24 protein-coding genes and 2 pseudogenes are annotated in these 25,993 nt (G+C 54.6%); 12 read left to right on the plus strand and 14 right to left on the minus strand.

The genetic code is table 11. The annotated features are described in order from the left end of the window. Positions 1 to 36 precede the first annotated feature (36 nt). The 5 genes and pseudogenes from C4J90_RS22555 to C4J90_RS22575 form a co-directional block, all read right to left on the minus strand. Positions 37 to 306, minus strand: a complete 270-nt coding sequence (locus C4J90_RS22555) for a hypothetical protein (protein ID WP_124420845.1) — start codon at positions 304 to 306, stop codon at positions 37 to 39. Further along, positions 303 to 1,282 (minus strand): annotated as a pseudogene (locus tag C4J90_RS22560) (integrase domain-containing protein). Before C4J90_RS22560 ends, C4J90_RS22555 begins: the two are co-directional and overlap by 4 nt. Next, positions 1,266 to 1,619 (minus strand): hypothetical protein, encoded by a 354-nt coding sequence (locus C4J90_RS22565; RefSeq protein ID WP_103392131.1) that lies wholly within the window; start codon positions 1,617 to 1,619, stop codon positions 1,266 to 1,268. The pseudogene C4J90_RS22560 and the gene C4J90_RS22565 overlap by 17 nt, the downstream one beginning before the upstream one ends. Then, on the minus strand, positions 1,606 to 3,012 hold the full coding sequence (locus tag C4J90_RS22570; protein WP_124420846.1) for a YfjI family protein: 1,407 nt from the start codon (positions 3,010 to 3,012) through the stop codon (positions 1,606 to 1,608). The genes C4J90_RS22565 and C4J90_RS22570 overlap by 14 nt, the downstream gene beginning before the upstream one ends. A gap of 1,065 nt (positions 3,013 to 4,077) precedes the next feature. After that, a complete protein-coding gene (locus C4J90_RS22575; protein WP_256658887.1) occupies positions 4,078 to 4,689 on the minus strand; it encodes a LasR-specific antiactivator QslA in 612 nt (203 codons plus the stop codon). A 455-nt stretch (positions 4,690 to 5,144) separates the two neighbouring features. On the opposite strand from C4J90_RS22575, the gene C4J90_RS22580 reads away from it, so the two are divergent. Then, positions 5,145 to 5,501, plus strand: a complete 357-nt coding sequence (locus tag C4J90_RS22580) for a hypothetical protein (RefSeq protein WP_124420847.1) — start codon at positions 5,145 to 5,147, stop codon at positions 5,499 to 5,501. A 221-nt stretch (positions 5,502 to 5,722) separates the two neighbouring features. Here the strand turns inward: C4J90_RS22580 and C4J90_RS22585 are convergent, their stop codons facing one another. Further along, on the minus strand, positions 5,723 to 7,045 hold the full coding sequence (locus tag C4J90_RS22585) for a hypothetical protein (protein WP_124420848.1): 1,323 nt from the start codon (positions 7,043 to 7,045) through the stop codon (positions 5,723 to 5,725). A 335-nt stretch (positions 7,046 to 7,380) separates the two neighbouring features. Beyond that, a complete protein-coding gene (locus tag C4J90_RS22590) occupies positions 7,381 to 9,147 on the minus strand; it encodes an ATP-binding protein (protein ID WP_124420849.1) in 1,767 nt (588 codons plus the stop codon). Positions 9,148 to 9,603: 456 nt separating this feature from the next. Between C4J90_RS22590 and C4J90_RS22595 the strand changes: the two are divergent. The 5 genes and pseudogenes from C4J90_RS22595 to C4J90_RS22615 all read left to right on the plus strand — a co-directional run bounded on the left by C4J90_RS22595 (position 9,604) and on the right by C4J90_RS22615 (position 13,817). Further along, positions 9,604 to 10,347, plus strand: a pseudogene (locus tag C4J90_RS22595) (NAD-dependent deacetylase). 237 nt (positions 10,348 to 10,584) lie between these two features. Beyond that, positions 10,585 to 11,166, plus strand: coding sequence for a hypothetical protein (locus C4J90_RS22600; protein WP_124420850.1), 582 nt, complete (start codon positions 10,585 to 10,587; stop codon positions 11,164 to 11,166). A gap of 246 nt (positions 11,167 to 11,412) precedes the next feature. Continuing rightward, complete coding sequence (locus C4J90_RS22605) at positions 11,413 to 12,669, plus strand: nucleoside triphosphate pyrophosphohydrolase family protein (protein ID WP_124420851.1); 1,257 nt, start codon at positions 11,413 to 11,415, stop codon at positions 12,667 to 12,669. 93 nt (positions 12,670 to 12,762) lie between these two features. Further along, positions 12,763 to 13,209 carry a hypothetical protein gene (locus C4J90_RS22610; protein WP_124420852.1) on the plus strand — a complete coding sequence of 149 codons (447 nt, stop codon included), beginning with the start codon at positions 12,763 to 12,765 and terminating at the stop codon, positions 13,207 to 13,209. Continuing rightward, positions 13,206 to 13,817: a hypothetical protein gene (locus C4J90_RS22615; RefSeq protein ID WP_124420853.1), complete on the plus strand. Its 612-nt coding sequence runs from the start codon at positions 13,206 to 13,208 to the stop codon at positions 13,815 to 13,817. The genes C4J90_RS22610 and C4J90_RS22615 overlap by 4 nt, the downstream gene beginning before the upstream one ends. Positions 13,818 to 13,868: 51 nt before the next feature. Here the strand turns inward: C4J90_RS22615 and C4J90_RS22620 are convergent, their stop codons facing one another. Further along, entirely contained in the window at positions 13,869 to 14,288 is a 420-nt protein-coding gene (locus C4J90_RS22620) for a helix-turn-helix domain-containing protein (protein ID WP_124420854.1), read from the minus strand. Here C4J90_RS22620 and C4J90_RS22625 point away from each other — a divergent pair. Genes C4J90_RS22625 through C4J90_RS22635 form a run of 3 tightly spaced genes read left to right on the plus strand, consistent with a single transcriptional unit; the run spans position 14,287 to position 16,479 of the window. After that, a complete protein-coding gene (locus tag C4J90_RS22625; protein ID WP_124420855.1) occupies positions 14,287 to 14,577 on the plus strand; it encodes a DUF4031 domain-containing protein in 291 nt (96 codons plus the stop codon). The two genes, C4J90_RS22620 and C4J90_RS22625, sit on opposite strands and share 2 nt — an antisense overlap. A 19-nt stretch (positions 14,578 to 14,596) precedes the next feature. After that, positions 14,597 to 15,811, plus strand: coding sequence for a nucleoside triphosphate pyrophosphohydrolase family protein (locus C4J90_RS22630; protein WP_124420856.1), 1,215 nt, complete (start codon positions 14,597 to 14,599; stop codon positions 15,809 to 15,811). Further along, positions 15,808 to 16,479 carry a uracil-DNA glycosylase gene (locus tag C4J90_RS22635; protein WP_124420857.1) on the plus strand — a complete coding sequence of 224 codons (672 nt, stop codon included), beginning with the start codon at positions 15,808 to 15,810 and terminating at the stop codon, positions 16,477 to 16,479. The genes C4J90_RS22630 and C4J90_RS22635 overlap by 4 nt, the downstream gene beginning before the upstream one ends. On the opposite strand, the gene C4J90_RS22640 is transcribed toward C4J90_RS22635, so the two are convergent. From C4J90_RS22640 to C4J90_RS22665, 6 genes are all read right to left on the minus strand, one after another. After that, complete coding sequence (locus tag C4J90_RS22640) at positions 16,476 to 17,273, minus strand: hypothetical protein (RefSeq protein ID WP_124420858.1); 798 nt, start codon at positions 17,271 to 17,273, stop codon at positions 16,476 to 16,478. The two genes, C4J90_RS22635 and C4J90_RS22640, sit on opposite strands and share 4 nt — an antisense overlap. Next, positions 17,251 to 17,901 carry a C1 family peptidase gene (locus C4J90_RS22645; RefSeq protein WP_124420859.1) on the minus strand — a complete coding sequence of 217 codons (651 nt, stop codon included), beginning with the start codon at positions 17,899 to 17,901 and terminating at the stop codon, positions 17,251 to 17,253. The genes C4J90_RS22640 and C4J90_RS22645 overlap by 23 nt, the downstream gene beginning before the upstream one ends. Beyond that, a complete protein-coding gene (locus C4J90_RS22650) occupies positions 17,898 to 18,917 on the minus strand; it encodes an ImmA/IrrE family metallo-endopeptidase (protein ID WP_124420860.1) in 1,020 nt (339 codons plus the stop codon). Before C4J90_RS22650 ends, C4J90_RS22645 begins: the two co-directional genes overlap by 4 nt. A gap of 3 nt (positions 18,918 to 18,920) precedes the next feature. After that, complete coding sequence (locus C4J90_RS22655; RefSeq protein ID WP_116665803.1) at positions 18,921 to 19,277, minus strand: helix-turn-helix domain-containing protein; 357 nt, start codon at positions 19,275 to 19,277, stop codon at positions 18,921 to 18,923. Then, the gene (locus C4J90_RS22660; RefSeq protein ID WP_124420861.1) at positions 19,274 to 19,546 is read right to left on the minus strand and encodes a hypothetical protein; all 273 of its coding nucleotides are present in this window, start codon (positions 19,544 to 19,546) and stop codon (positions 19,274 to 19,276) included. Before C4J90_RS22660 ends, C4J90_RS22655 begins: the two co-directional genes overlap by 4 nt. 1,091 nt (positions 19,547 to 20,637) lie before the next feature. Continuing rightward, on the minus strand, positions 20,638 to 21,024 hold the full coding sequence (locus C4J90_RS22665; protein ID WP_124420862.1) for an HNH endonuclease signature motif containing protein: 387 nt from the start codon (positions 21,022 to 21,024) through the stop codon (positions 20,638 to 20,640). Between the two features lie 583 nt (positions 21,025 to 21,607). Here C4J90_RS22665 and C4J90_RS27245 point away from each other — a divergent pair. The 3 genes from C4J90_RS27245 to C4J90_RS22680 all read left to right on the plus strand — a co-directional run bounded on the left by C4J90_RS27245 (position 21,608) and on the right by C4J90_RS22680 (position 25,993). After that, a complete protein-coding gene (locus C4J90_RS27245; RefSeq protein ID WP_256658888.1) occupies positions 21,608 to 21,910 on the plus strand; it encodes a hypothetical protein in 303 nt (100 codons plus the stop codon). A 281-nt stretch (positions 21,911 to 22,191) separates the two neighbouring features. After that, positions 22,192 to 24,687 (plus strand): class I SAM-dependent DNA methyltransferase, encoded by a 2,496-nt coding sequence (locus C4J90_RS22675; protein WP_124420863.1) that lies wholly within the window; start codon positions 22,192 to 22,194, stop codon positions 24,685 to 24,687. Then, positions 24,680 to 25,993, plus strand: a complete 1,314-nt coding sequence (locus C4J90_RS22680; protein ID WP_124420864.1) for a restriction endonuclease subunit S — start codon at positions 24,680 to 24,682, stop codon at positions 25,991 to 25,993. Before C4J90_RS22675 ends, C4J90_RS22680 begins: the two co-directional genes overlap by 8 nt.

The following is a 25,993-nucleotide window of genomic DNA, read 5'->3' on the forward strand; positions in this document are numbered from 1 at the left end:
CATTCCCATACTTAGGGGCTCACGCTTAAAGATCTATCAGACAACCACGAGTTGCGCCTTTCTGCGGCGGATCAGCCCTGCTGTTAACTCATAGTAATAGATGGTCGCTGGTGCTGAGCAACGCAGGTATTGCTCTAAAAACCATCTGGTGTGCTTTTCCTTCCAGGACCAAGGGGTCGCACAACTCCAGCGCTCACGAATCGCCTCGTGCATCCTTTCTGCCTGCCTGATATGCCGCTGCCGCGTGGCATGCGCACCTTTGAGCACGGGGCTCAGAAACAACGCCATATCGAACTCGGACTTCATCGACGACCTCCGATGTAGGCACTCACCACGTCGATGCGGTTATGCCCAACTCGTGGCTGATCTGCTGACGTGCACGCTGATCGAGTGCTCGATCCTCTCGTTGACCACGACCGCCATTGATGGGCGCGGAGAAGCCGGTCAGTTGTTCATAGCGCTCACAGGCGTAAGCCGCCCGCAATTCATGAAAGCCTTTCAATCCATGCTCATGCATGATGTCCCGCGCCGGTCGTACGATTGTCTGTAAGAAATCTTTGTAGCTTTCATCAGGTGTTAATAAATTCCGACTGCCCTTGGGTGAGGCCTCGCTGGCCCTGTCGAGGGCGCCACGAACTTGATCCGTGACCGCAATCCAACGCGGTGCCGATGCTCCTGATCGACCGCCTTTGGTGCCGTCCTGAATATTGATCTTGCCCAGTTGCCGAGCCTCACGTTGCAGCCGGGGCAAGTCCGCCAAGATCGCTTCACGCAGACGCATGCCGGTCTCCCGAGCGAGGAGCACGATGGCACTCGCTCTCAGTTGCTGTCGCTCTGACAGCGCTTGCGCAATCAGCCTGACCTGCACACGGTCTTGGCCTTGTGGCGCCTCACTACGCACGCTTGAGCGCTGCAAGCCAAGCGCCTTACTTGGACTCGGGATTTTGACGTATTGATCACCGCGCAGCGCAGCCATCGTTCGGTTCACGCTGGACAGTCGGTTCTGCGCGGTAGCGATGCCGACGTTGCCCTGATCAACCTGCTCCCGCACGTGGAAGGCGTACCGCATTAGGACTTCGCCGTCGATCTGTCGCGCATCATTGAGCCTCGGCCCTTCCTCGGATAAACACCAACGCACGAAGGCCTGCCAGCGATCACTATGGGCTTTGGCGGTAGCAAAATGGCCGTCGCCAAACAGGTCTTTCAGTGCTTGCGGTCCGGCATAGCTGAGCTGGCGACCGAAGCCGAAATTGCGCCCTGCTCGCTTACCGACCCGAGCCATTTTTCTGTTCCTGATCGGCTGCTGCGAGATCATGCAAAAGGGCTCGCCAGTGCGCACTTACAATCGCGAACTGAGCCCAATCAGTCGGGCGAAAACACAGCGTGTTGTCGGTGACGTAAAGATGCGCGCCCTGCTCTTCCAACCATTGGATAATGGAGGTCGTCGAGGTGATAGTTCTATGGAGGGTGGCGACACCGGCGACACCGGCGACAACCCTTGCCTTGCCTGCCTTTGAGCGTGGCGACAAAGTGGCGACAGTACCGGCGACAAATCGCACTTTCGGCTCCTTTTGGCGTTGAGCCAGATGGTTGCGCAGCGCTTCATCAAGATTGAACATGGCGCACCTCGAAGGTGTGGCCGTCGGAGATCAACCACTGATGATCAATCAACTCGACCAGCAGCTTTGCGGCATGACGACTGCTCTTGCGGGCAAAGCGGGGACCGTTGCGATTCAGATCTCGAATACTGAAGCGCTTCCAATCCTTGACCTGCAGCCAGCGCAACAGCCGGTCCGCCTCTTCTTTTACCCTGCACACCGGCTCCTGCTCGGTCAGGCGCTGGATCTCGGTGAGGTAGTAGCCAACTAAGGCCGATGCCCGCTGGATATGGTCGACCTCCACGACACTGCTCTCCTCCACAACGGCCAAAATGCCGGCGACGCGCAAAAGGTTGTCGGCGGCCTTCGAACCGCTGGGCCGCACGCTGGCCAGCTCGCCAAACTCACCCAGTTGAGCTTCGATAGCATCATGCAAATCAATCCAGCGACGACGCGCCAGCGGACTGAGGCTCAGCTTTGACAGTTGCAAGGCTCCGTCAGCGGAAAGTGACCAAGGCTGATAAAACAGAGCCGAAAGGCGATGATGATAGCGCTTGAGGGCAGCGTCTTTGGACAAGTCGACAGCCTGGTAGCTACGTTGCCCGGCTAGACTGGTGGGCCAGGTCATCAAGCAGCGTCCTAGAATGACTTGCCCCTGCAGCAACGGGTCACTGAGTAACTGCATGGCCAAATACGGTTGCAGCATCAGGTGCAGGCTCAAGCGTCGGTCATAGGCTCGCAAGCTTTCACCAACCATGGAACGCGCGCGATCTATCGGGCTGCCATGCCAGAGTGACGACAAGGTCGTGACCGCTTTCAAACGGTTATCCCGACTCATGGTGCTGCTGCCGAGGAATTGTCCACCCTCATCACAGAACAGACCCATGCTAGGCAGGTCATGACAGAGCCCCTTGATCAGGGCCTCGATAGTCGGGTCGGTGGTGATCAGTCTAGGGGCTGAGGGCTCCGCTTCGAGCGACATTCCGTTTGCGGGCTCAGGATCGTCAGGCTTGATACGCTGCGCCTGTCCCTGTGCGGCACGGTACCGGGCAAGTTGTTCGCGATAGCGCTGCCACTGTTCACGCTCCCATTGCCGTGCCGGCAGCAATGCACATCGGTCTGCGGCGGTCTTGCGATCACCTGACGCGGCCACCGTGATCAGGTACAGCGACAGGGGATAATTTCTCCCGTCGAGCTGTAAGCCCGCATGACCTTGAGTGGCCAGCGCCGAGGCAGCCAACACTGATTGCGCGGCCAGTGCCTGGGGCACGCCGATGACCTCGGCCATTCGCTCTACCGCAGGCCCAAGAATCCCACCCAGTGCCTGCACCGGATAAGGCTGGGCCACGGGATTCGACTCAATCAGCGGTCGAGGTGGTTGCGGTAGTTCAAGCTTCGGATCTAACTGCTGCATGGGCCCTCTCCTCGTTCATTGCTGGTTGCCCTCACGTAGTCCCGCCACGGATGTTGAGTGTTATCAGGGATCAAGGCCCCTGCAGCCTGTGAGGTGTTCACTGACGTGGAACGAACGGCTCCTTACGACCGGGAGCAAGGGCATGACCCCATGAATCTGACCTCCTTAGACGCATCCGAAGATGCGGGCGGGTGGAGGCTGTGCCGACTGACGAGTTCGACACCTGGAGATCCTGAGCGGGAGAAGGCAACAACATCGACACCTGGGGCATGCCTGACTGTCAGTCAGGTGCAGTCTTTCCATAGGCTGCGGCACCGGCGCCTGTGTCGTTGCGGATGGCGACGAATCGGATTTGTCAGGCCGATTGTCACGAGGAGAGATGCGGCAATGCCTTTTGCGACGTGGCTTGCAGCAGTGGTACGAGCGCCCGTCTCTTTCCTGGAGAAAGAGACGGGCGAGGTCTGGCGCAGCGAAGTGTGCCAAGAGGTGAGGTTGCTGCAATGCAGCCAGGTAGGTCCATCATCTGCCGCAGTGGGCAGATTGGTCGAGTAGGCATCCATCACTCTTGGGGAGTGACCGTGCGAGCCGCCGGACGCTAATCGCACTTGGGGAAGAACCACCACGCGGGTGGCGTAGCCTTAAAGGTTCTGACTACCTGGGCAGGTGCTGTCAACGACAGCGATCCGTGCACCAATTTTTATACCCACTCGAAAAGGCGGTCAAGCGTCACGACCAAGGCATGAAAAAAATGGCGACTGTCGCCACTTTTGTCGCCATGCTCCAGGCCACGTTCTACGTAGGTTGTCGCCGGCGTCGCCGCTGTCGCCACCCTAATCCATGCCCAACGAAAAGATTCGCACACACACTGAATGGCGCTGCGCCCGAGGAAGATCGCGGGGAATTACTGACGAGTGAAAGCAAACGTGGCGTTAATCAAATTTGAACGAGAGGGTGGAACGCGGCGGCTTCAAGAAAAAGCGAGTGAACCCTCCGATCGGCGCGATCAAAGATCGCTTGATCGGAGGGTTTGGCGGGAAAAGCAAATCTCAAACGTCAATTACAGACTCAGGCATCAAAGCGGGATGATTGGGAAGTGACGGCCTCACGTCGCATGATCAGCGTCTGCTGCAACCGCAGCAAAAAACCTGCTTCAAATGCCTCTTGTGGATCACCTGGACGATGACGTTTTCGGTTCTGAGACAGCGCCCACCATAACGGTAATGATGAGCCCTCAAGCCAAGTCTCTGCGCAACGAACGCCCTCCTTGCTTACCGGAGCGAACTCATCGCCCCACGGAGTTTGGATCGCGTGAGCCCCTTCAACTGACGGGACAGAGACATATTCATGGATCTGTTGATGGACGCTTTGAGCTGGGATGCCAGTCAGATTCCGGAACGCCCTGTCGTACGACACCGCGGCGTCATCCAGCAGCTCTACTGCCAGCTCAACGTCTTGCGGAAAATGAAGCAGAATACTCTGGGCTCCGTTAAGCCGGAGAGTGGCAGCCTGCCGCAGTTTAATCGCTGCATCTTCAGGGGTAAGCACTGAAGTATCGATGCTGTTGGGTTTCGGGAGGCCGATGAGAAGCGAAAGATCAAACATCACGGAATCCTCCGAGATAGTTTGCAGCCTGAACCATTTGGCCGGGGTGGCGCACGAGCTTAAAAAGGGGGACATGCCATTTTCCTTATCTCCTTGGTTTGATTAAGGAATGCCATCCACCGTTGCGACACGAATGGGTGGCACACCGTACAGGGGTCGCAAACCGGAAACCAAGGAACCCGGCCAGGCCGAAGCCTGCCCTGCACGGTGCGCCATAGAAAAGCAGCAGCTAGCACTTGGAGTGCTGACTGTGCGATATGGCACATACCGCGCCTTGGTTTCGATTCAGGTTGCGACACCCGGTCGCGGGATTGACCGCGACGGAGCAAAGCGTAAATGTGAAGCGGCGACAACACAAGCATGAGTATCAATAAGGCTGCATTCGAACAAGCGCTCAGGGTAGAAACTCACGCACGTTCGGATTTAGTGGCGATGGCAAGTCAGATACCACGTCAAGCCTTCTTATTTCCGACTCTGTCCGAAGTGATAGAATCGAAAACGCTATACACGACCCCCTCTCGAGAAATGGTATGACTACAGATCTGACGGAAGAAGAAATGCGTCGGGCGCTATTCGGTGCGCCAGAGGCCCCTGCATCACTAATCGACACCCATGAGCAAGATACTGCACCGGAAATCGTGATCGCGGAGCAGACAAAGGTAGTGAAGAAAAATAAACTTTCAAAATCCTTTACTCCCAGATTGAAAGTCACACTGAGGGTGGGGAATGAATTCGAAGGCAAGATGCACGAGATCGTACATGAAGCCGATACGCTCAGTTCTCTAGTTGCAGAGCAAGAAGCTACAAAGTTAGCCAAGAAAAAATTCAGATTTGTGGAAGTTATCTCGGTCAAGTCGATGGAAGCGGGCATGCTAACGTCCGATTAAAGCGCATTTCATCCCTGCGGCCCGCCCGGCCGACTAGTTCGTGTGAAGTGAGGGTCTTAACCTCGATTACCGTAGCCGTTCGCAGGCTTCAAAGCTAACGGACAATCCAACGTTTCAAGGCATAATGGAATACCAGCCGTCCCCTGCTGACCTCGGTCTGCGACGGGCAGAAACCGGCCAAATTCGGTTGTTCAGCATCTACAAAAATAGGGGCTACTCACTTAACGCAACTGCCACTTGTTCATTAGTGCCTTCGCCATTTCCGCGTCCACCAAATGCGGGGAGTGGGGCCTCGCGTGGATGATGACGCGTAGCTCATCAGGTGTAATGCTGTCGAATGTAAATCCTACTTTTATACCGTGACCTTTTTCCAGCTCTCGCTTCATAGCCGCCACAACATTGAAACATCCCATGCAAATATGCCCTTGAGATTTCCAAGCTGGGCTATGCAGGGTCGGCAAGTGAGTGTGAAAGCTGATTTTTCCTTTTTTATAACTTACAACTTCATACTTAGAGCGTTCACATACGGGGCATTTCCAACTATCTGCAAGCTCTGCCCACATTCGAGCACATCCCGGCAGCGACTCTATAATCACTAAGAAATTTGGGGGTGGTTTGTCTCCCGGACGCTGCTCTTCCGTGCGCCACCGACTGTAGTTTGACAAGTGTTTAACAGTGCTTTTAGCCATTTCACGAACGAGCGCCTCACCACTAACCAACTCCAGTCCGTTGTATCGCTGGAATCCATTGGACAGGGTAGGCACCGCCATTGCTTCGCCTTGATATCTTTCGAACCAATAGTCTTGTAGCACCGCTGCCTTTGCCACTTCGTATACGAGGTTCATTCGCGCAACGTAAGCGGGGCGAACGAGCCCCCAGAGTTCTAAAAATTTGGCTACATCAATACTATGTGGAGCGTGTTCCCTGATGATGATGAAACGACGAATTTGTCCAATTGAGAACGACTGCCATTCGATCTTGCGCCCTGCATTCGATATAATCTTCTTTGCAGCAGCATCTGCGTTATTACAATCTTCGCAAATTAAAACCGGAGGGTAAGCTGAAAACGCAGGTGCCATTCGTTCAATAAGTGCTAAGCCGGTACTCGTAGGCTTGTCGGTACCACTCACAACAAACACTTTATTAAAGGCAGCTTTCAGAGCATCAGCCATATGATCATGATGCTCGACTAATTTCGCTAAAATCTGCCTCTTACCACCAATTCTCGAAATTTCAAATTTGCCTCGATCGCAGCATGGGCACTTCCAGGCCTGTGCTGTTTCAACCCAGTTTCTATTCATCTCAAATAGATCAACTCCATGATGAGCTTGAATTTTTCGCGACAGCGGCGATTCGACACTATCAAGCGAATCTATCGAGCCATCAGCGATCCCTTCAATTGCCAACCTCAGAGCAATCTCTCTTTTTTCTTGAATAATTTCCGGGGATAACTCGTTCTCCTTGGCCCATACGGCCAAGGCATACTTAGGACTTTTTTGAATCAGCGTTTTCTTGTCCTCCGCAGCTTTATCGTGGTCCCTCACAAACGACTCCTGCCATCATTTACTTGAAATTCTTACACTCGTCTCGATGTCTGTACAACCTTCAATTGCAGAACAGGGTGTAATTTGACACACGCCCTTCGGGCCCAGCTCAGAACCCCGCCCAAAAAGGCCGAAGAATAGAAACCTACCACGCCACCAGTCCTGCCAGTAAAATCGCAGAAGCCGTCTTCAATTTTTGTATCGGGCAGTTACAGCGTCAGGTATCCCGATCTCAGAGCCCTCTTATCTGCCGACACAAGCCATAATGGCGAGTAGTCCCGGAGTCGCTGAATTCCGAAGGCTCGAGTCAGGAATCTGCCCCCCCTAGAGACGGTCTATACCAACAACGAGCCAGGAAAACCCGGGGCACGTTGAAGCTGCCATTCAATTTGTCGGCGTGCTGTGGAAATAATGTCTGTAAACAATAGGCAGCTGACTCCAGGTTCAAGCTCTCGGGTCGGGAAGCCATCAATCCGCCCTCCTATTACTAGAACTTTTATTGGCTTAGCGCTATACCCGGTAAGCTCATGCCGATACCGAGTTGCTTGCTGGTAATCCGCAAAGCTCAAAGGATGCGAGGGACGCTTAAACTCGATCAGTAAGAACTCCCCCAGCAGGCTTTCATTCAACAGCAAGTCTGGACGGGTCGTGCCTTGCGCTCCGGAGTACTTCTGTTTCAGCAGCTCCTCAATCTGCCGTTTCAAAGTGATATTGGAACTAAAGATCGTGAATGCAGCACCCAAAATCCAAAGATTTACTTCTATAGCTTTGTGTACCGTTGACTCAAGGCAGCCTTCATTTCGGACTAGGCGCTCCAAGTCATCCAAGAACTGCAGTCTGGCTTTAGCTTGGTCGACCAGAACGGCCATGTCGGCAAGGCCAAAGCTCTCCAGCGCATCAGCAAGGTTAACGATATCGCCGCGATTTGCTTCAGCGAGATGCTCGATGATAGAGCGGTATTCGGTACGTTCTACGGCCTCAAGAACGACAAATGCGAGAGCCTGTACCTTGTGGGCAGGTTCGTCGTAATACTTTTTCAATACCTTCTTTATTGCTCGATCTGCAAACTCGCGCTTGTGCTGGGGCAGTTTTTCCAATCGGCCGGCGACCGCTTTTTGCAAGCGAGCATGCGCCATCCGCATTTCCATACCGTGTGTAGAGCGGAAAGCCTCAACCAAATTTGCCTGCACGAAGGTGACGATCTGTAGGTAAGCCTCGCTGTTTTCGATTACGGAGTTCCAACCGGCAGTTACATAGTCCATCAGCCCGTCAGCTTCGACCTCGCCATACAGCTTTCTCAGCAGACGAGCAGGAATCTCATCACTGTTCTCCAAGCCAAAATAACTAGGCTTACCGACTGCCTTTCCTTCCACCATCAAAGTAATGCCGGGGCGTCTCAGACCACTTTTCTTTTTGCTAATGGCAAAACGAAGAGTTGCATCCCCCGCATCAGGAAACGTACCTTGCACCTCAGTGAATTCGCCTTCAAGATCGTCAATGCCCAGCGGTTTACCATTGATGATAATTTTGAAGTCCTTCTGACGACCGTACTCCATGATCAGTTCTTGGCGTAGTCGATCAGCACTTGGGTAACGTAGCCCTTGGCGAAGATGCGTAAGTGTTACGCAGGTTCCATGATCTTCGGAGCCGCATTCGCTCACGTCTAACGGTAGCGTCAAGTTTTCGATGTCAGAGGCCGACTCAAGGTCCTGAATACCGAGCGTGAACGAAATCTTTTGGCCTCGGGCCATTGTGGTGAGACACATCACCGAAGCGGACATCAGACCAGCAAATTTCCCGATCCCTTTCTTACCTTTGATCGGACGCCTTTTTTTTGATGTACGTCCATCAGTCCGCATCCGTCGATCAGATGCAATTTTCAGATAATGAGACTCAAGCTCCTGGCGAGTCATCCCGTTGCCATCGTCGCGCACAACAATAGGGCCATCGGTCAATGGCTCAGGTAGTTCTATTACCACCTCTTCTGCATCTGCATCCCATGCGTTATCAACTAATTCTTTAAGAGCTTTTTCTGTCGTTGAGTAATCTTGGCTGAGCAACGTTGCCAGTCGGGAGTCAACCTGAAAATTTGCTTGCTGCATCTCACATTCCATCATGGAAGGTTGTCGGTCCCGAGCACATCAACGACATGCACGAAAGGTTATTTCCGCTCATTCTACACAAGAGTGGCCTAATGATGGCTCGCCGAGTAAGCAAAGCTCGGTTCGCCACTCCAGCCTGGCCTTTGGTCAATCGGTCCGAACCTCTCTCCAACCGCCGAATGTCTCAGCAGGCAGTATCAGGCTTATCTGGAACGGCGAGACCTGATTCTGATCAAGGCGACAAACGTATTCGGCAGCTCAGATCTGGTCGCAGAATGGTTCATCAAACCCGCCCGGGGCCTGAATTAACGACCACCCTGCAGCGTTATCATGGATAACCACGGCTATAAGCTGGTCTATGAATACCTGGATCGCATCGAATATGGCGTTTATTGAACAACCTCCGACGCCTTCCTGTTATCGGCTCAGCCGAGCGCTGTCATTGGTGGAGGGGAAATGGCCAGCACGATCAAAGCAGTCGCCACACTGATCGGTAACGCGAAGCGAATCGTGGTGTTCACCGGCGCTGGCATTTCGGCCGAAAGCGGCATACCGACCTTTCGCGAGCCGTTGACGGGCATCTGGGCGCGTCATAATCCGGAAAAGCTGGAGACCGCCAACGCGTTTCGCGAGGACGCAGCGCTGATTTGGGGCTGGTACGTGTGGCGACGGGCCCAAGTCGGAGCAGTTGCGCCGAATGCGGCACATCTCGCCATCGCGCAGTTGGCCAGATACAGAGATGTGACTGTCGTTACCCAGAACATCGACGATCTTCATGAGCGCGCCGGCTCAACAAATATCATCCATCTGCATGGAAGCCTTGGGCAGCCAAAGTGCTTCGCCTGCCATTGAACCCCGGCTATCTCCCCTTCGAAAAGCCGGTCGCCAGTGAGGGCCTTGGGATCGAGCCGCCACGCTGCCCCCGCTGTAACGGAAAACTTCGCCCAGGCGTCGTGTGGTTCGGTGAAGATCTGCCGACCGCAGCTTGGAAGAGCGCAGTTCTAGCCGCGAAAGAATGCAATGTTCCACTCGTCGGGCGTGGTCCTCCCGGCCGCCAAGATTCCCATCATTGCGCATCGCGCCGGTGCCTGCGTCGTGCACGTCAACCCTGCACAAGTTGCCCAGCCGAGCACCCGGGAACTGTGCCTGATCGGACGCGCAGTAGAGCACGTCCCTGCCCTCGTTTCGCTCTTTGGGTAAGCTGACCTAACTAGTTGATAACCGCTGCGACGGCACTGGCCCTTAGAACAGCGAAACCTTCGGGTTTTCGTGCTGGCTCTTAGATATTTTTTAGTTGTAAACCATTACCACAGACAAAACTATTAGCGTTTTGGTCTACAGCATTTTACAGCGTTGCCGACACGCTAATAATAAGGCTTCAGCAACTGAGCCTTATATACCCTTAGATCGCTTTCGATGTTTAAAAGGACTCTGTTCATGCGTGTTATTGAGCGTTTCAAAAAGCTGTCACCGGTCATGAAAATCGTGGCTTCCGTCACATCCTTCTTCAGTAGCGCGGCGGGCATCGCCGCCCTATATTTTATCTTCCATCCGCTCACCAACTTCAACCCGGATGTCGTCGGTCGATGGGACAGCGATTACTCCTATCCGATAACCGATGGCACCCTGCACTTCAAAGGTCGCACCAACCTATTTCATGAGGGGAAATACAACGTTTCTGGCGTCATCACGCTAGAGGGCAAGATCAAGGAGCAAGGCTATAAATTTAGCTACAACGTTATAGGTGCCGGCAACTGGACTGCTGACAGCGAGCGGATGTCGATTACATTGCAAAATATACACTCGACTACCAAATCCATCGAGGTAGCGGGAATAGACATCAGCCCACAGCTGGTAGAAAAGCTATCTGGTAAACCTACCCCCGAACTGAGCGACGCCTACCCTAGCGGTATGTCCGATGAATACAGCCTAGAGTTCGTCTCCTCTGATATCGTCGTACTTCAGGCAACGGATCCGTTTGGCAAGCCTTTCAAGATCCAGATGCACCGCCAGTCGTAATCAGCCAAGCTTCAGTGGTCGGAGGGCATGCTCTCCGACACCAGCGAATAGCCATAAAGCGATATCCGCTCTTGAAGCAAGAGAGTGAACGACGTCTTTGTAACTGAGTATGTCAGCAGCACGACTCTCCGTCCGAATCACCAGCTCAGGACTTGAACAACTCACATTGGATCCATCATGATGATATCAAATCGACTTCACGGCGCTGACAGTCGAGCCTGATATCTCAGTTCAGCCGGAGGCCGCATGGACGCGCAGACTTCACCTTCATCGAAAGAAATTTTCGACCCGTCAAAGACGCCTGAACAATTCGTAATCCTGCCATCAGAGATACGTGATGACCGGATTAGCATCAGCACATACCAGCGCATTGCGCACACGACCGACAAGCTGCCAGATGCCGGATTGGAGCTCACGATTCTCGGGCTTTTCGGTGAGGTCGGCAGCCTGTTGAGCGCCTTCAAGAAACTGCAGCGAGATAGGGCAGCCTTTAAGCGCTACAGCGCAACCATCCTCGAGGAGCTTGGCGACACACTCTGGTATTTCTCAACGCTGGCCACGCGAGCCCAGCTCGACCTGCCTACGATCGCTCAACAGGCGTTTCGCGGTCTAGAGGACTGGGAGAGCGTGATGCCTGAGGATCCCAACCTGGGTTTTGCCGACCTGCAGAGCCGAGATGGCAAAACGGTTTCGGAAGAGTCGTTCAGCACACAGGTCCTTGCGCTCGCCGGCTGTGTGGGCGATCTGCTCAATGACTACAAAATCGGCACGTTCAAGCGCAACCGCGACCAGCTTTCTGCTCACATGGTAGAGATATTCCGGGCACTGGTCGCCGCGGCGAACTCAGCCGATGTGGACATGGGCGCCGCGGCGCTTGGAAACCTCAAAAAGACTTTCAGTCGTTGGCCGGCAGAGACGACCTACCCGTCGCGCTTTGATGCCGAGATGCCCAAGAATGAACGATTCCCTCCACGGCTGGAGTTCTACATTGCCGAAGAGACTGCAGGCGAGAAGCAGTACGTCATTCAGAAGTGCAACAAGATCATCATTGGCGATCGCCTAACCGACAACAAAATGGAGCGTGATGACTACCGCTTCCACGATGTCTTCCACCTGGCGTTTGCAGTTCATCTGGGGTGGTCCCCGGTGCTCCGCGCACTCCTCCATCTGAAGCGCAAATGCGTTCCTGAAATTGACGAAAACCAAGACGGCGCCCGGGCCATCCTCATCGAGGAAGGGGTTGCGACGTTTATCTTTGGCCGCGGGCTTGAGTGCGAGCTGTTCGAGACCGTCGATCACGTCGACTATGACCTGCTGAAGTCCATTCAGGATTTCGTCAGGGGGTACGAGGTTGCCTGGTGCGCACTGTGGCAATGGGAGAAGGCGATCATGGACGGCTTCAGCATCTTCCGACAGCTCGTTAATAAGCGAAAAGGCTACGTGATGGCGGACTTCGAGAATCACACGATCAGCTTTCGCGAAGGCAATGACGACGATGAATAGCCGCCGTCCGACTATTGCGTCTTGGAACGCTGGCTACAGCGGTTCCCTTCAATCCGTCCAACTACCCACACACCCGGTTGAGGAGTTTCACTCATGAGCGATAAGGCGTGCATCGTCTTCACGACAGGGCTCGAACATAAAGCCCAGACCGTGTCACAACAATTGAACGAAAGAGGTTTCGAGGTCTGCATGACCGGAGCCGAGCAACCTGAAGTTGAAGCTGCTCAGGCGGATCTGCCTGCCTCCTATGAGATCCAGAGCTGCATTGACAACGCCGTGATCAGCATTTTCCTGATCCCGGAGGAAGGCTATGAGTGCCTGGAAGGTGCCGCGGAACATGCTGCAACACGCGGCACACGTATCGTGGCCATCGCCGAAGACGTCGAGTCACTACCTCAGGTATTCGATGAACACGCCTACTCCGTACTTACGATCGACAGTCCGCGACTGCATGAGGTCATCGGAGGAGAACCGGTCTGGGAGCGCGCAGACGGCAGTCCACGAGAAGAACGCGACATCGATCGGGTCGAGTGCCAATGAGTGATCTACCGAAAGTATTCTCCTACAAGCTCGTGAGGGATTACGGCTTTGCACCAAACCCGTTTCATGGCATCTGTACTCTGGGCACCTGCAAACCACAAATCAGGGAGGGAGCCCAGAGAGGAGACATCATCATTGGCTGTGGCAGCAAAGCGCTGAAACTAGAAGGCAGGATGATCTTCGCGATGCGAGTGTCCCAGAAAATGTCCTTTCAAGAATACTGGGAGCACGAAGCGTTCAAAACAAAGCGACCCAATCTGCGTGCGAGCAAAAGCATGGCCTATGGAGATAACATCTACCGTCGGGACGGCGATGGCTGGATTCAAGAAGACTCACATCACAGCTTCGCTGGAGGAGCATTGAACCGGGACAACCTGAACAGGGATACCGGCTCGGACAACGTTCTGATCGGTGAAGAATTTATTTACTGGGGGGCGAGCGCAGTAGAGATTCCTGAACACCTACGAGACTTCGAAGGAGACGATCTCTACCCACATTCGAGAAACTACCGGAACGGGTTTTCGAAAGACTTCAGGGCCGAAATCGATGCCTGGTTCAAGGAGATCACCGATCGGGGCCGCAGAGGCCGACCAGCTTCCTGGGGATAATCTAACCGGTAGCATTCGAAGGATCACGCCAGCGTTGTATCCCAGTGAAAACTAGGGAAGACGCTGGCCATGCCCGTCAGTACGGCATCCACCCTCAAGCGCCATTTCAATCCCTTCCAGAAAATGACGAATTAACCCCTCACTTTGCGGCCATGAGCGAATGATCGCCTGCACCGTGTCGACCACGCTTTCGGAGGGGACGAGCTGACTATCCGGCGCATGTGAAATGTGCAAAAAATTGCAAATAGTTAGCAAGTTTTTACTCAGCAATTTGCAACCGCCCCGCTCCATCTTGGAGATCTGCGTGTAGTGAACCCCCGTGTTTTTTTGCAGGTACTTCAAAGTAAAACCCCTCTGCCTACGTACTGCCTTTATGCTTCTACCGAGGTCTGATGCATTCATTTCGATTGAGTTTTTTTGCCAAATGTGTGCAAAATATTTGCACATTTTTCTGTTCAAGGCGAGGACCATGGCGGTCTATGTTGATGCAGAGGGAATCAAGTGGCGTGGCCGTGAATGGAGCCATCTGGTCGCCGATTCTTTGGAAGAATTGCATGCCTTCGCCGATAAGCTCGGCTTGAGACGCAGCTGGTTCCAGTCCAAGACGTTCTATCCACACTATGATGTAACCAAGTCTGTCAGGACGCGGGCACTAGCAATGGGGGCGTACAGTGCTGATAGAGAGAAAATTGTCAGTTGCGCAAGGCAGATGCGATCCGAGATGATCCAAGCTCATCGAGATGCTCACTCTGGCATCTGACAATGGAAAGGGAGCTTCCATGCCGGTACCAACACCGCAACTACCCTCGCTGTCGATCCCTCAATACCGACTGAAAGCTGGCGGTACCAACCAGTTTCAAACGGATGAAGGCGGTTACCAGAAGCTGAAGTTCGGCTACTTCGGTGAAGTGGGAGGACTACTCTCCGCAGTCAAAAAGGTTGGTCGTGACCGTCTAGCAGCTTCCGTCAACGACTTGGCTGCAGAGGAGCTGGGAGATGCACTGTGGTATCTGATCAACATCGCGGCATCCGTCGATGTTGGCCCGGATGAAATAGGTGCAAGCTGCATCGCCTATCTGCGTTCGGAGTTTGGGGAAAGCGAGAAGCCTCCTATCCTGCCCGTGACTTTCCGGCATATCGACAGCCTCATGGAAATGCGCAGAAGCCCGGACAATGTCGACCGCTCCACTCAGCTCGCCAGATTGGCGAACCGGGCAGGCGTGCTAGCCGAGGTTTCGTTTAACTCTATGCGCGCCTTGGCTCCCGCAGCCCGCAGCCTGAATCTCGGCATTCATTTGGCAGAGCTGGCCATAGCCTGTGCCAGTTTCGATCTTAGATTTGAGGACGTGGCCCGGAGCAACATCGACAAAATCCTCAGCCGATGGCCGGATGACGAAGCCGTTTATCCCCCAGCGTTTGATCTCAAGTGCCCTGATCATGAACAATTCCCCACCGAATTGGCCATGGAGTTCAACGAGCGAGGCACCCGGGAGAACGGCTATGTGGTTCAGAGCCTGAAGGGGGTATTCATTGGGGATCGGCTCACAGATAACAGCAACGAGCCGGACGACTACCGCTTCCACGACGTTTTCCATCTTGCCTACGTTGCGTTCTTAGGCTGGTCGCCAGTATTGCGAGCGCTGCTCAAACGCAAGCGCAAGTCTGACCCTAAGAAAGACGAGAACGAAGACGGTGCCCGTGCGATGATCATCGAGGAAGGCATCGCGACCTGGATATTCAACCATGCTAAGAGCCGCAAGTTTTATATCGATGCCAACCCAGGCGCGCTGGATTACAGCGTGCTAAAACAGATTGAAAGCATGGTTGAAGGCTACGAGGTCGAGGCGTGCAAGCTGTGGCAGTGGGAAAAAGCGATCCTGACCGGATTTCAGGTTTTCCGCGAATTGCAGGAGCACAGAGGCGGAACCGTACATATCAATGTGCAAGAGCACACCATGCACTTTGAACCTTTGGAAAAAAAAGAGCAGCCATGAACCCTACCGCCTTTGTGAATGCCCTGTCTGAACTGCAATTGGACAATGTGTTCAATCCCTACGCTGACAAGTGCCCCGTCCATGACCGCAGCGATGCTGTCGCTGCCCGCCGGCGCAATCTGCGAGGCTATCTGAAGGCCGCGACCGATATCGGTGTCGACACCATATGGATGGGACGAGATCTGGGCTATCGCGGCGGGCGGCGGACTGGACTTGCGCTCACCGATGAATTTCACCTGCCGGAAATGATGCAGCGCTACCCGGGCTCTAGCTTCAAGCAGGCAACGGTCGGCCCTGCAGTGGTCGAGCGCACCGCCTCCGAAATCTGGTCAGTACTCAGAGCGCTCGCCCTTCCGCCGCTGCTATGGAACGTTTTCCCGTTTCATCCGCACGAGCCAGGCAACCCATTCACCAATCGCAAGTTCACCGCGCGCGAACTGCAGAAGGTAGACCTGCTCAACGAAACACTGATCAAGTGGCTAGGTGTGCGCCGGGTGGTGGCCATTGGCGGAGATGCCTTTAACTACGCAAGCCGTTTCGATGTCGAAGTTATTGCCATTCGTCACCCTAGCTACGGCGGTATCAAGGACTTCCGCAACGGAATGAGCGCCCTATACAACATCCCAGTGGAAACGTTTAGCTCGAAGCGACAGGGTTCGCTGTTCTAGTCAGGGAATGCGGCAAGCATCTGCTTAGCGGCCTTCGCACCACCCAGCGATTCCACATCCAGATAGGCATGCGTTGCGATGCAGGTCAGAACTCCTCTCTCGAATTCGGACTCATCGCTGACAAACTTATGCAGGTTGCTCAGCCCGATCAGATTACCCAAAGCTCTCTGACCGTACCAATGAGACCGATACACCGCTGTCAGATCCAGCTTGTCGCCGGTCACCTTGAAACTGAGATGGCTTAGGCACGGCATATTCATCGGTTTGTTTCGATCGGCAGCAGGATCATACAACGGCAACTCAAATCCGAATCCGTCGTCATGGATGTCGTATTCGACATCCACCACACCCAGCTCGTAGACCGCTTGGAAGCTGCGTCCGGTCTTGGAGGCCTGAAGTTTGCGGACGATAACCTCCAGTGGATTGAAGGCTGTCTTGCCGTCACGACTGACTCTACACATCATTCGATAGGCGTAGGTGCCCCATGTCCCGCCCTTCATCCCGCGAGCCATTGCGTTCAGATAAGACTCATAGAACGCCGGGCGCCCTTCTCGGCGGTACATCTCGTTCGGAAAAATAGTGCCCGCTACCGTCTGCACGCTGAGACCCGACCAGCGCTGGCGAAGTGCGTTATCGACTGCGCCAATGACATCTCTGTCCTGCGCCTCCAGGACCCCAGGCGAAGTGATCTCTAACACCAAGTTTCGAGCCACGTAATCTGGGCATGTCACCAGATGGCGGGCAGCGGCCTGCCACGCGGATACCACTCGGTCACGCTGAATCAGGACTGCCATGTTCCACTCCAAATGCGCATGTAGCATGCGCAGCAATATATGCAACCGGGATCCAAGCATGTCCGTTCTGCCCCCACGCCGCCCCCCAACTGTTGCGGGTCAAAAACCAGGTCTCGCCCTGGGCGTCATGCCCTAAACCGACAGCCACCACTGCATGCTGCATCGCTCCGGGAAGTAGCGAATTGCTGAACGTGATTACTCCATTGACAGGCAAATAGAACTCATAGGTGAGCCGCAGAGCTAGACCAATAGGCACTCCCATCCGCATGCGAATGATGAGTTCGTCTACATCGACGTTGAAGAAGCGGATGGGGTGACCAAACAAGTCCAGGGTGTCAGGTAAGGCCTCTAGAGGAACAACGGGCTCATCGACCTGATAAGGAAAGTCGGTCTCCCGGGCATGACCAGCCCGCGACGCTTCAGCCGCAGCAGCGACCTGAACACCATCACCGGGCTGCCAACCGGGAATCCTCCGGATCGTCGCACGGTAGAAATATTCAGGTCCCAAGTCATCATCAGCAAAGCGGCGATTCAAGTCGGTCACCGCGAAAGCCACGCAGGTCGGACGATTACCCTGATTTCTTGCCCTGACCGGAGAGTTGTCAACCAGACACTCGATGGTGATCACGAGCCAGCGACCTCTCGAATCAAAGCGGCCTTCGATTCACGGCTCAGCCCTTCTGCGATCGGCTCGAAATGCGTCTTGGAATAGAATGAAGCGTCGCCGGCCTGCTTGCCCATCCATGGTCGCACTTCGGAAAGCGTTACTGCATGAGATTCTTCGGTATCCACCTCCTTCGCTGACAGCAAGTAATCCAGCGTGGAATCGGCTCCAAATACCACCCTCTGCGGCCCCACAGGTAGCGCAACTGATAATGGAGCCAGCGTGAACCCTTGCTCGACCACTTGCTCCGCAGAATCTGCCTGCCACAGATAGCCAGCGGACGCGTGGCTTTTCAGGCGCACCACCAAGTGATCTTCCGGACGCGGCTCCAGCACCGAGGATTGATCGGTTTCGTCGAATAGCCAAACATCCTTCGTGGCGTCCGGCAAACACCCCTGAAGCAAAGATTGCTTGATCGAGGCAGGCGGAATTTTTAACAACCCCTGAACAACGTCATACGTCAGAACATTGTGCCGAACCAAAGACCAAGCCGCGGCGGAGTAGCTGACGCCCAAGCGAAGAGACATCTGATAGAGCACATGAGGATTGGTCAGCGATGTCCTGCTCCATCCTTTTCGCTTGCAGATGATGCTCAGCAAAGGCTTCGGAACCAGCAGGTGGTAGCCGAAGGTTTCAGCCTCCTGCTCCATCACTACGGCATTGCCACCGTAGTCTATGGTTTCGTCCATCGCACTCTGATGTCCCATGAAGTAGTGGCCTAATTCATGGGCGCAGGTCATGTGAATAAGGCCGGCAGAGCGAGCCGAGTTCACCAGAATCCCCGGCCGTTCCTCACGCAGGAAGGCTCCGAGCAGCTTATCCATGGGCCGTAACAACACCGAAACGCCTTCGCCTGCAGCGATACGAAAAGGATCGATGCGCGTGTAGCCGTCCTGCTCGATGCGCTCCATGGCGCGAGAGGATGCAAAGACCTCGGCAGCCACCTTGGCTGTCGCCACCGCGATGTCGCGTGCACCCATGACTTACTCCCCGCGGTTACGCAACGATTGCTTCAGAAATTCAGCAAAGCGTGCCACTTCTTCCAGATCTTTCTCGGACAAGCCCTTCACCGCCCGCGCCAGGAATGCCAGTTGCTCCGGCCCGTTCGGGGCTGGCTCGACACCTGTCAACAGGTAGTCAAGTGTCCGCCGGTACAGCTTGGCCAGCTTACCAAGCTCCGCCGCCTCAACCTTTCTGGCGCCCAGTTCGATATTGGTGATCGACGGACGAGACAGTCCTAGCGCCGTCGCAACTTCTTCTTGCGAAAGCCCTACATATTCACGGGCTTGCCGCAGGCGATTACCGAAGTCATTGCCTCCCGACGACATAACATCACTCATTTCGGCTGCTCCTTGAGATGGCGGAGAACCTTATCGGTAATTTCAGTGATGAACTGGACCTTGGAGTTGTATCCCCCGTGGCGAATGATCAGCTCGACGGGCAGCTTACGCTGGACCAGCTTGTCGATCCCGACAAAAGCGTCGACAGCAGAGATGGAGTCCAGAGGAGCACCCAGTTCATCGGTCGACAAAGGATCATCGATGATGTCCTGCGCTCGTTTGTCCCAAAAGTTACTCAGCAATGTCTCGATTTGCGTCTTGATATCCATCACGCACTACCCGTAAGAAAATCAAACCATATACGTAAGAAAAAAATACGTCAAAGCCAAACGTATGCAAAAGATGCGTCATCGCCCGGAAGCCGATATTAACATTGGATCCCAAGCAAAGATCAATTTGCCACTATCACCTGTAAGTTGGAGGCATCGACTTGACACTATTTGCGAGGGAGGAGCGAAGCCCGAGGCAGAAAGCGTTGAAGGCTCGGAAAGACTGCCAGTCAGTTTCACCCAGCTTTGGGATGCAGACGAAACCAAGGTGGGCGCCCGTCGGGAGAAAGTGATCAGGCCGCTGCGAGAGAATTACTGCAGTCTGAGTACCGGAAAACGATCGAGCGCTGAGGATGGGACAAGTACCATCCTCAGCAGGCTATGGGCTTAGTTGGTCGGTACATGGAAAAGGACGCCGAACGGACATCATCCTCGCTGCCATAGAAGACGGGGATGGTCTGAAGTGCCTGATCATGGAGAGCCGGGAGAGCCGCGGGTTTATATCGTCACAACCAACCCGCCGACGTAGTTTTCCTGAGTCCACCACCGCTGGCCTATTTTCACAAAACTGCCGCAACAATGAACGCGCAGCACTATCGACCTGACACCCGCAGCTCCTCTGCCCGGTTTCAAGTGATGATCGCGGCGTCCTGGCTGTACTGATCGGAGCGCATAAAAACGGATATCAAGATGCTTCATATTTCCCGGTAGTGCGTTGGCAAATCTCCCAAGGCTACAGGGTCCATCCAGTCGAGGCGCGATAGGCATACGGCGCAGATCGCATCACCACCCCCTTCCTGGTTGATTGGCTGAAACACCCGTTGGATCAGACCGCAATCAACGCACTCGCCTCGCTCCGCCCGAAACAGGACAACCAATGAGGGCTCACCCCCTTCACGAGGAGGCAGAGACCAGTGTGTGGCCCCCCAATCCAGCGCATCCTTCACCGTCGTGGTCACGAATTGAAAAGAAGGAGTCAAACGAAGTGGCTGCCCGCTGCCAACAAACTCTCGCGCTGAAGCAAATTGCAACAGAACTGACAATCGCTCACGGGCTTCCCCCTCCAGCTTAACGCCGCTCTCATGCGCTCGCTACAACACATTGAGCGCGTTGGCTACTTGACGAGCGCGAACGACCTCAGCGCTAACCCTATGAGCCTCGTCCGCCTTAGCGGCAAGTTTTTGTAGGAGTACCTGAATCAGGGGAGAAGGCTCGAACTGAACCGATGACTTTGTTCCATTGCACACGCTGCAGGCCGGCAGCCAATTTTCAAAAGAATTCAGGTCGAACGAAGCGGGAAGGCCAAGTTTCGCTTTAGCGGCGCTGCAAGCTGAGGGGCTATCGAGCAGGTACTCGGGCAGCACATGGTCGACCACCATCGTGCTGAGGTCGATCGGAACTTTGCACAGATAGCACTTCATGCCATGTACAAGAAAAATCGCCCATCGTTCTGTACTGGAGAATTTATACCTCGACATGATGCAATCCTAGCCCTCTCACCAATGTGTAACTGCGTAGCTTAGCCAAAGCTACAAAGCCATTTGATTAATCAGTTTTCAATCGATTGGAACGCTGGCAAATGACGGCCGATCTACTGGACTGGGGACCCAGTACTGAATCGCCCCGGATTCTCTAGACACCTTGCAAGCTCAATGGCCGGTTTCTACCATTCACCACCTTCATTTTCTTATCAAGCGTAACCTGTGTTCTGAAAGCGGCAGGAAGATCACCCCAAATCATAAATGAGAAGCAAGGCCGTAAAAGCGACGTGCCAGACCATGCATATGCTCGTGGGGTATTCCAATTGGTATTCCAACGAAAATCAAAAAGTAAATTTAATAATAAAAATCAATATGTTAGTAGACGAGTTCAGATTACCCCGGCCCACCACCTCAACGAAAAAAGACGTCCATGGACGTCTTTTTTTGTGCCTTGAATTCAGTAATTACGCGGGCGGGTTTCAAGGCTATTGGCTGCCAGAGAAGCTTTTGAGTTGGGCATAACCCGATCAATGTCATTTCGGCCTGCATTTGGAGGTCGAGCGTAACCAAACTCTTCAATATGGAGCTGTTCCTGAGCGGCGTAATGACTGGTTCAAAGGTCACGCAGCAACGTCACCTACGGCAAGCTCAAGTCATGCAAGCGGCCATTCAAGAGCGCTGGCAGCGTAATAATCCATGGACTTGGCAGCTTAAGCATGTGCGCTGGTTTATCACCCGGTACCTGAAAGACCATTCAGACGCCACCCGGTATTATTACCTACTTACGGCTTCATTGGTCTGGAAGCGATTATGGGAAGGACCGAGCCTTGGTAATCGCCCCTGCCGTGTGTCGCAACTTGCTGACAGTGGTTTGCTCAGGTGATTGTAAAAGCGCGGTGGAGCAAGTAGCCCTGCAAGCCGTACGCGACTGAGAGATACAGCAAGTGGGTCATTTTTGCGGAACAGCTCAATGCTCAACGCGCTGCAATGAGCATCAGCGCGAATCACCGACATGAAAAAGTCAGTACAGCTAGCGCTAGACGCCCAACCTGGCCCGTGTAACCGAGACTGCTCAGTGCCGAGCTCGGATTGAGATACAATCCCCGGCATTTAATACCATGGGGACCGGCATCCGCTCCCTGGGTGCTCACAAGAGATTCCGCAATGCCCCTCACGCTGCAACAACTGGAACGCCATCTGTTCAAGGCTGCTGATATTCTTCGCGGCAAGATGGACGCCTCGGAGTTCAAGGAATACATTTTTGGCATGCTGTTCCTCAAGCGCTGCTCCGACGTTTTCGAAGAGCGCTATGAGCAGGTCGTTGCCGATGAAATAAACACCGGCAAGAGCAAGGCCGAGGCCTTTGTCACGGCGGAAAATCCGCGCTGGTACAAGCGCGATGGCAATTTCTGGGTGCCCAGCCACTCACGCTTTCACTATTTGCTTAACGAAGCGCACATCAATGTCGGCAACTTGCTTAACAAGGCGCTGGGCGGCATTGAGGAAAATAATGTCTCCCTGGAAGGGGTGCTGGAGCATATCGACTTCACTCGCAAGGTCGGCCAGAGCAAGATTCCCGATCAGAAGCTGCGCCAACTCATCACCCACTTCGGTGAAGTGCGCCTGCGTAACAGCGATTTCGAATTCCCCGACCTGCTCGGTGCAGCCTACGAGTACCTGATCGCAGAATTCGCTGACTCAGCCGGCAAGAAAGGTGGCGAGTTCTATACCCCACGCTCGGTAGTGCGGCTAATGGTGCACTTGCTCAAGCCGACTCTGGCACACGATGTGTACGACCCCTGCTGCGGCTCGGGCGGCATGTTGATTGCTGCCAAGGAATATATCGACGAGCACGGCGAGGACGGTCGCAAGGCCAACCTGTTCGGCCAGGAATTCAACGGTACCGTCTGGTCCATCGCGCAGATGAATATGCTGCTGCACGGCATCAGCAACGCCTGGCTAGAGAACGAAGACACCCTAGCCGACCCTCGGCATATCGAGGGCGGCGAACTGCGCCGCTTCGACCGAATCCTCACCAACCCGCCTTTCTCCATCAACTGGGGCCACACCGAGAAAAGCGCGGATGGCAGCCTGGCTTGGAACCCGACATTCCGCGAGCAACGCTTCTGCTTAGGCGAGGTGCCGCTGGGATCGAAAAAGGCCGACCTGATGTTCCTGCAACACATGCTCGCCGTGACCCGCGATGAGGGCATGATCGCTACCGTACTGCCCCACGGCGTGCTGTTCCGGGGCGGTGAGGAACGCGGAATCCGCGCTGGCATTATCGAAAACGATCTGCTCGAAGCTGTGATCGGCCTGCCGGCCAACCTGTTCTATGGCACCGGTATTCCCGCCTGCATCCTGATCCTGCGCCAACAAAAGCAGGAAGGCGCCAACCGTGTCAGCGCCAAGCCTGCCGAGCGCCAGGGCAAGGTGCTGTTTATCAACGCCGACCGCGAGTACTTCGAGGGCCGTGCGCAGAACTACCTACTACCCGAGCACATTGAGAAAATCACCACTGCCTTCGACGAATTTCGCCGGATCGACGGCCTTAGCGACGTGGTGGATATCGCCACATTGCGCGACAACGACTACAACCTGAATATCCGCCGTTACGTGGATAACGCACCACCACCCGAGCCACATGATGTGCGTGCTCACCTGCTGGGTGGTGTGCCCAAGACCGAAGTCGAAGCGAAAACGCCGCTGTTCGCCGCCCACGGCCTCGACCCTCATGACCTATTCATCGCACGCGATGCGCAGTATTTCGACTTTCGCGGCGAGCTGACCTGCCGCGCCGACCTCAAGCCAGCCATCGAAAGCAACCCCGGCCTACAGGCGAAGGAAGCCGCCCTGCGTGATGCCTTCGAAACCTGGTGGCACGTACACAGCCCGCGGATCACCACCTTGGCTGGGAAGCTGGATAACAGCGCTGCCCTGGTCGAATTGCGCGGCGAGCTACTGGCCAGTTTTAGCCAGACGCTGGAAGGCATAGGCCTGCTCGACCCTTTCCAAGTCAGGGGCATCGTCGCGGGCTTTTGGTACCAGAGCAAATATGACTTCCTTGGCTTGATGGCCCGCGGTTGCCGGGGCGTAATCGACGCTTGGCGCATCAGCATCATCACCGCTCTGGAAGACAAGGCCAGCAAGCAAAGCCCGTTGGAGCACAAGCTGGTGAAATTCCTGCTCGGTGATTTCGTTGCCGAGTTGGCCGAGCTGGAAGCGAAAAAGGCCGAACTGGATAGTCAGCTCGAGGCCGCATTCCCAACCAAGGGGGAAGAGGCTGACGAAGCCGACAGCGCTACGGATACCGATAACGAGGAAAACACCGTCGACGAAGCCCAGCTCAAGGCCTGGAAGGCCGAGTTGACCATGGTGAAGAAACAGCTCAAAAACTGGCAGGAAAACTTCGCCAGCCACCTGAATCAGTCCGTCGACGGGCTGGACGAGCAGCAAGCCGCCACGCTGCTGCTGACCATCCTGCACAACGATATGCAGGCCATCGTTGAGCGCTATATCGCCGCGCAACGCAAGCAGATCGTCGCCGCCTATGAGAATTGGTGGAACAAATACCGAGTGACGCTAAATGACATTGAGCGCAAGCGCGATGCGGCGGCAGTTGCGTTGCAGGGATTCCTGAAGGGGTTGGGATATGTCTGAGCAGCCAACGCCAAGCCAGTTCCCATCTGTTCCTTTACGTGAGCTAGCCAGCCGCATTACCGACGGCTCTCATTTCAGCCCTACCCCACAGGAGCATGGTTACCTCATAGCCAACGTTAAGGACATGAAATCGGGGTTCATCGATTTCAGTTCCTGCACTCGAATCTCTACTGCGGCTTACCGCGAGCTCAACGCTACTGGATGCACTATCCGCAATGGAAACGTATTGCTTTCAAAGGATGGTACCGTCGGGCGTGTCGTGGTCTATAAGCAGGATGAGGAAATTGGGGCGCTCTCGTCTATCTGCATCATTGTGCCGACCGAGGAAATCGACTCGGCTTACCTTGGCCATGCCTTGCAAAGCCAGATTTGTGTGCGGCAGTTTGAAAACTTCATGTCCGGTAGCGCTCTCCGTCGCCTGGTTTTGCGTGACATTCGGGAAATTGAGATACCAGTCCCAAGCGTTGAACAGCAGGCGTCCATCGCCAAAATCCTCGACACCCTCGACACCGCCATCCGCGAAACGGAGTCCCTGATCAACAAACTCAAGGCCGTCAAGCAGGGCCTGTTACACGACCTGCTGACCCGTGGCATCGACGCCAATGGCCAACTGCGCCCCCCACAGAGTGACGAGCCGCAAGTCTACAAAGAGTCGCCGTTGGGGTTGATTCCTAGGGAATGGGAACTGCAAGAGCTCGGAGATTTAGCAGATGTCTCGCGCGGAAAATTCACGCACAGGCCGAGGAATGACCCTGCTTTCTTTGGAGGAGAATATCCATTTATCCAAACTGGAGACGTCGCGCTAGCTCAGGGAGGTTACATATCTAGTTACTCCCAGACGCTAAGTGAGCGGGGCATTTCCGTGAGCCAAGAGTTTCCAATTGGCACTATCGCCATTACGATCGCAGCCAACATCGCCGATACCGCCGTTCTAGCGCGCCCGATGTTTTTTCCGGACAGCATTGTAGGGGCGGTGGTTGCTCCAGAGCACAACATCCGCTTCGTTGAACTGTCGATTCGTCGGGCTAAGAGAGCCCTGAATGCTCGTGCACCTCAGAGCGCACAGAAAAACATCAATCTCCAAGACCTGCGTCCCCTCCTGATAGCCATGCCAAGCAGGAGTGAGCAAGACTCCATCACTGCGCGATATGATGCCTTACAGGTAAGGCTGGAAGCGGAGCAGATCGCTGTGAAAAAGCTGCTTCAGGAGAAATCCGGTCTTATGGACGACCTGCTAGCCGGCCGCGTGCGTGTCACCCCGCTGCTGGAATCCATGCAACACACTGCTGCACTAACGGAAGCCTGA

It is taken from the genome of Pseudomonas sp. R2-60-08W, assembly GCF_003852335.1.
Classification (GTDB): Bacteria; Pseudomonadota; Gammaproteobacteria; order Pseudomonadales; family Pseudomonadaceae; genus Aquipseudomonas.

Bases quoted from the DNA above. Each gene is read 5' to 3' on its own strand.
- C4J90_RS22675 (WP_124420863.1), top strand. From the start codon at position 22,192: ATGCCCCTCACGCTGCAACAACTGGAACGCCATCTGTTCAAGGCTGCT.
- C4J90_RS22640 (WP_124420858.1), bottom strand. From the start codon at position 17,273: ATGGCAGTCCTGATTCAGCGTGACCGAGTGGTATCCGCGTGGCAGGCC.
- C4J90_RS22605 (WP_124420851.1), top strand. From the start codon at position 11,413: ATGGACGCGCAGACTTCACCTTCATCGAAAGAAATTTTCGACCCGTCA.
- C4J90_RS22665 (WP_124420862.1), bottom strand. From the start codon at position 21,024: ATGTCGAGGTATAAATTCTCCAGTACAGAACGATGGGCGATTTTTCTT.
- C4J90_RS22555 (WP_124420845.1), bottom strand. From the start codon at position 306: ATGAAGTCCGAGTTCGATATGGCGTTGTTTCTGAGCCCCGTGCTCAAA.
- C4J90_RS22610 (WP_124420852.1), top strand. From the start codon at position 12,763: ATGAGCGATAAGGCGTGCATCGTCTTCACGACAGGGCTCGAACATAAA.
- C4J90_RS22600 (WP_124420850.1), top strand. From the start codon at position 10,585: ATGCGTGTTATTGAGCGTTTCAAAAAGCTGTCACCGGTCATGAAAATC.
- C4J90_RS22570 (WP_124420846.1), bottom strand. From the start codon at position 3,012: ATGCAGCAGTTAGATCCGAAGCTTGAACTACCGCAACCACCTCGACCG.
- C4J90_RS22590 (WP_124420849.1), bottom strand. From the start codon at position 9,147: ATGCAGCAAGCAAATTTTCAGGTTGACTCCCGACTGGCAACGTTGCTC.
- C4J90_RS22680 (WP_124420864.1), top strand. From the start codon at position 24,680: ATGTCTGAGCAGCCAACGCCAAGCCAGTTCCCATCTGTTCCTTTACGT.
- C4J90_RS22615 (WP_124420853.1), top strand. From the start codon at position 13,206: ATGAGTGATCTACCGAAAGTATTCTCCTACAAGCTCGTGAGGGATTAC.
- C4J90_RS22660 (WP_124420861.1), bottom strand. From the start codon at position 19,546: ATGGATATCAAGACGCAAATCGAGACATTGCTGAGTAACTTTTGGGAC.
- C4J90_RS22565 (WP_103392131.1), bottom strand. From the start codon at position 1,619: ATGTTCAATCTTGATGAAGCGCTGCGCAACCATCTGGCTCAACGCCAA.
- C4J90_RS22650 (WP_124420860.1), bottom strand. From the start codon at position 18,917: ATGGGTGCACGCGACATCGCGGTGGCGACAGCCAAGGTGGCTGCCGAG.
- C4J90_RS22575 (WP_256658887.1), bottom strand. From the start codon at position 4,689: ATGTCCCCCTTTTTAAGCTCGTGCGCCACCCCGGCCAAATGGTTCAGG.
- C4J90_RS22630 (WP_124420856.1), top strand. From the start codon at position 14,597: ATGCCGGTACCAACACCGCAACTACCCTCGCTGTCGATCCCTCAATAC.
- C4J90_RS22580 (WP_124420847.1), top strand. From the start codon at position 5,145: ATGACTACAGATCTGACGGAAGAAGAAATGCGTCGGGCGCTATTCGGT.
- C4J90_RS27245 (WP_256658888.1), top strand. From the start codon at position 21,608: ATGGAGCTGTTCCTGAGCGGCGTAATGACTGGTTCAAAGGTCACGCAG.
- C4J90_RS22620 (WP_124420854.1), bottom strand. From the start codon at position 14,288: ATGGTCCTCGCCTTGAACAGAAAAATGTGCAAATATTTTGCACACATT.
- C4J90_RS22625 (WP_124420855.1), top strand. From the start codon at position 14,287: ATGGCGGTCTATGTTGATGCAGAGGGAATCAAGTGGCGTGGCCGTGAA.
- C4J90_RS22655 (WP_116665803.1), bottom strand. From the start codon at position 19,277: ATGAGTGATGTTATGTCGTCGGGAGGCAATGACTTCGGTAATCGCCTG.
- C4J90_RS22635 (WP_124420857.1), top strand. From the start codon at position 15,808: ATGAACCCTACCGCCTTTGTGAATGCCCTGTCTGAACTGCAATTGGAC.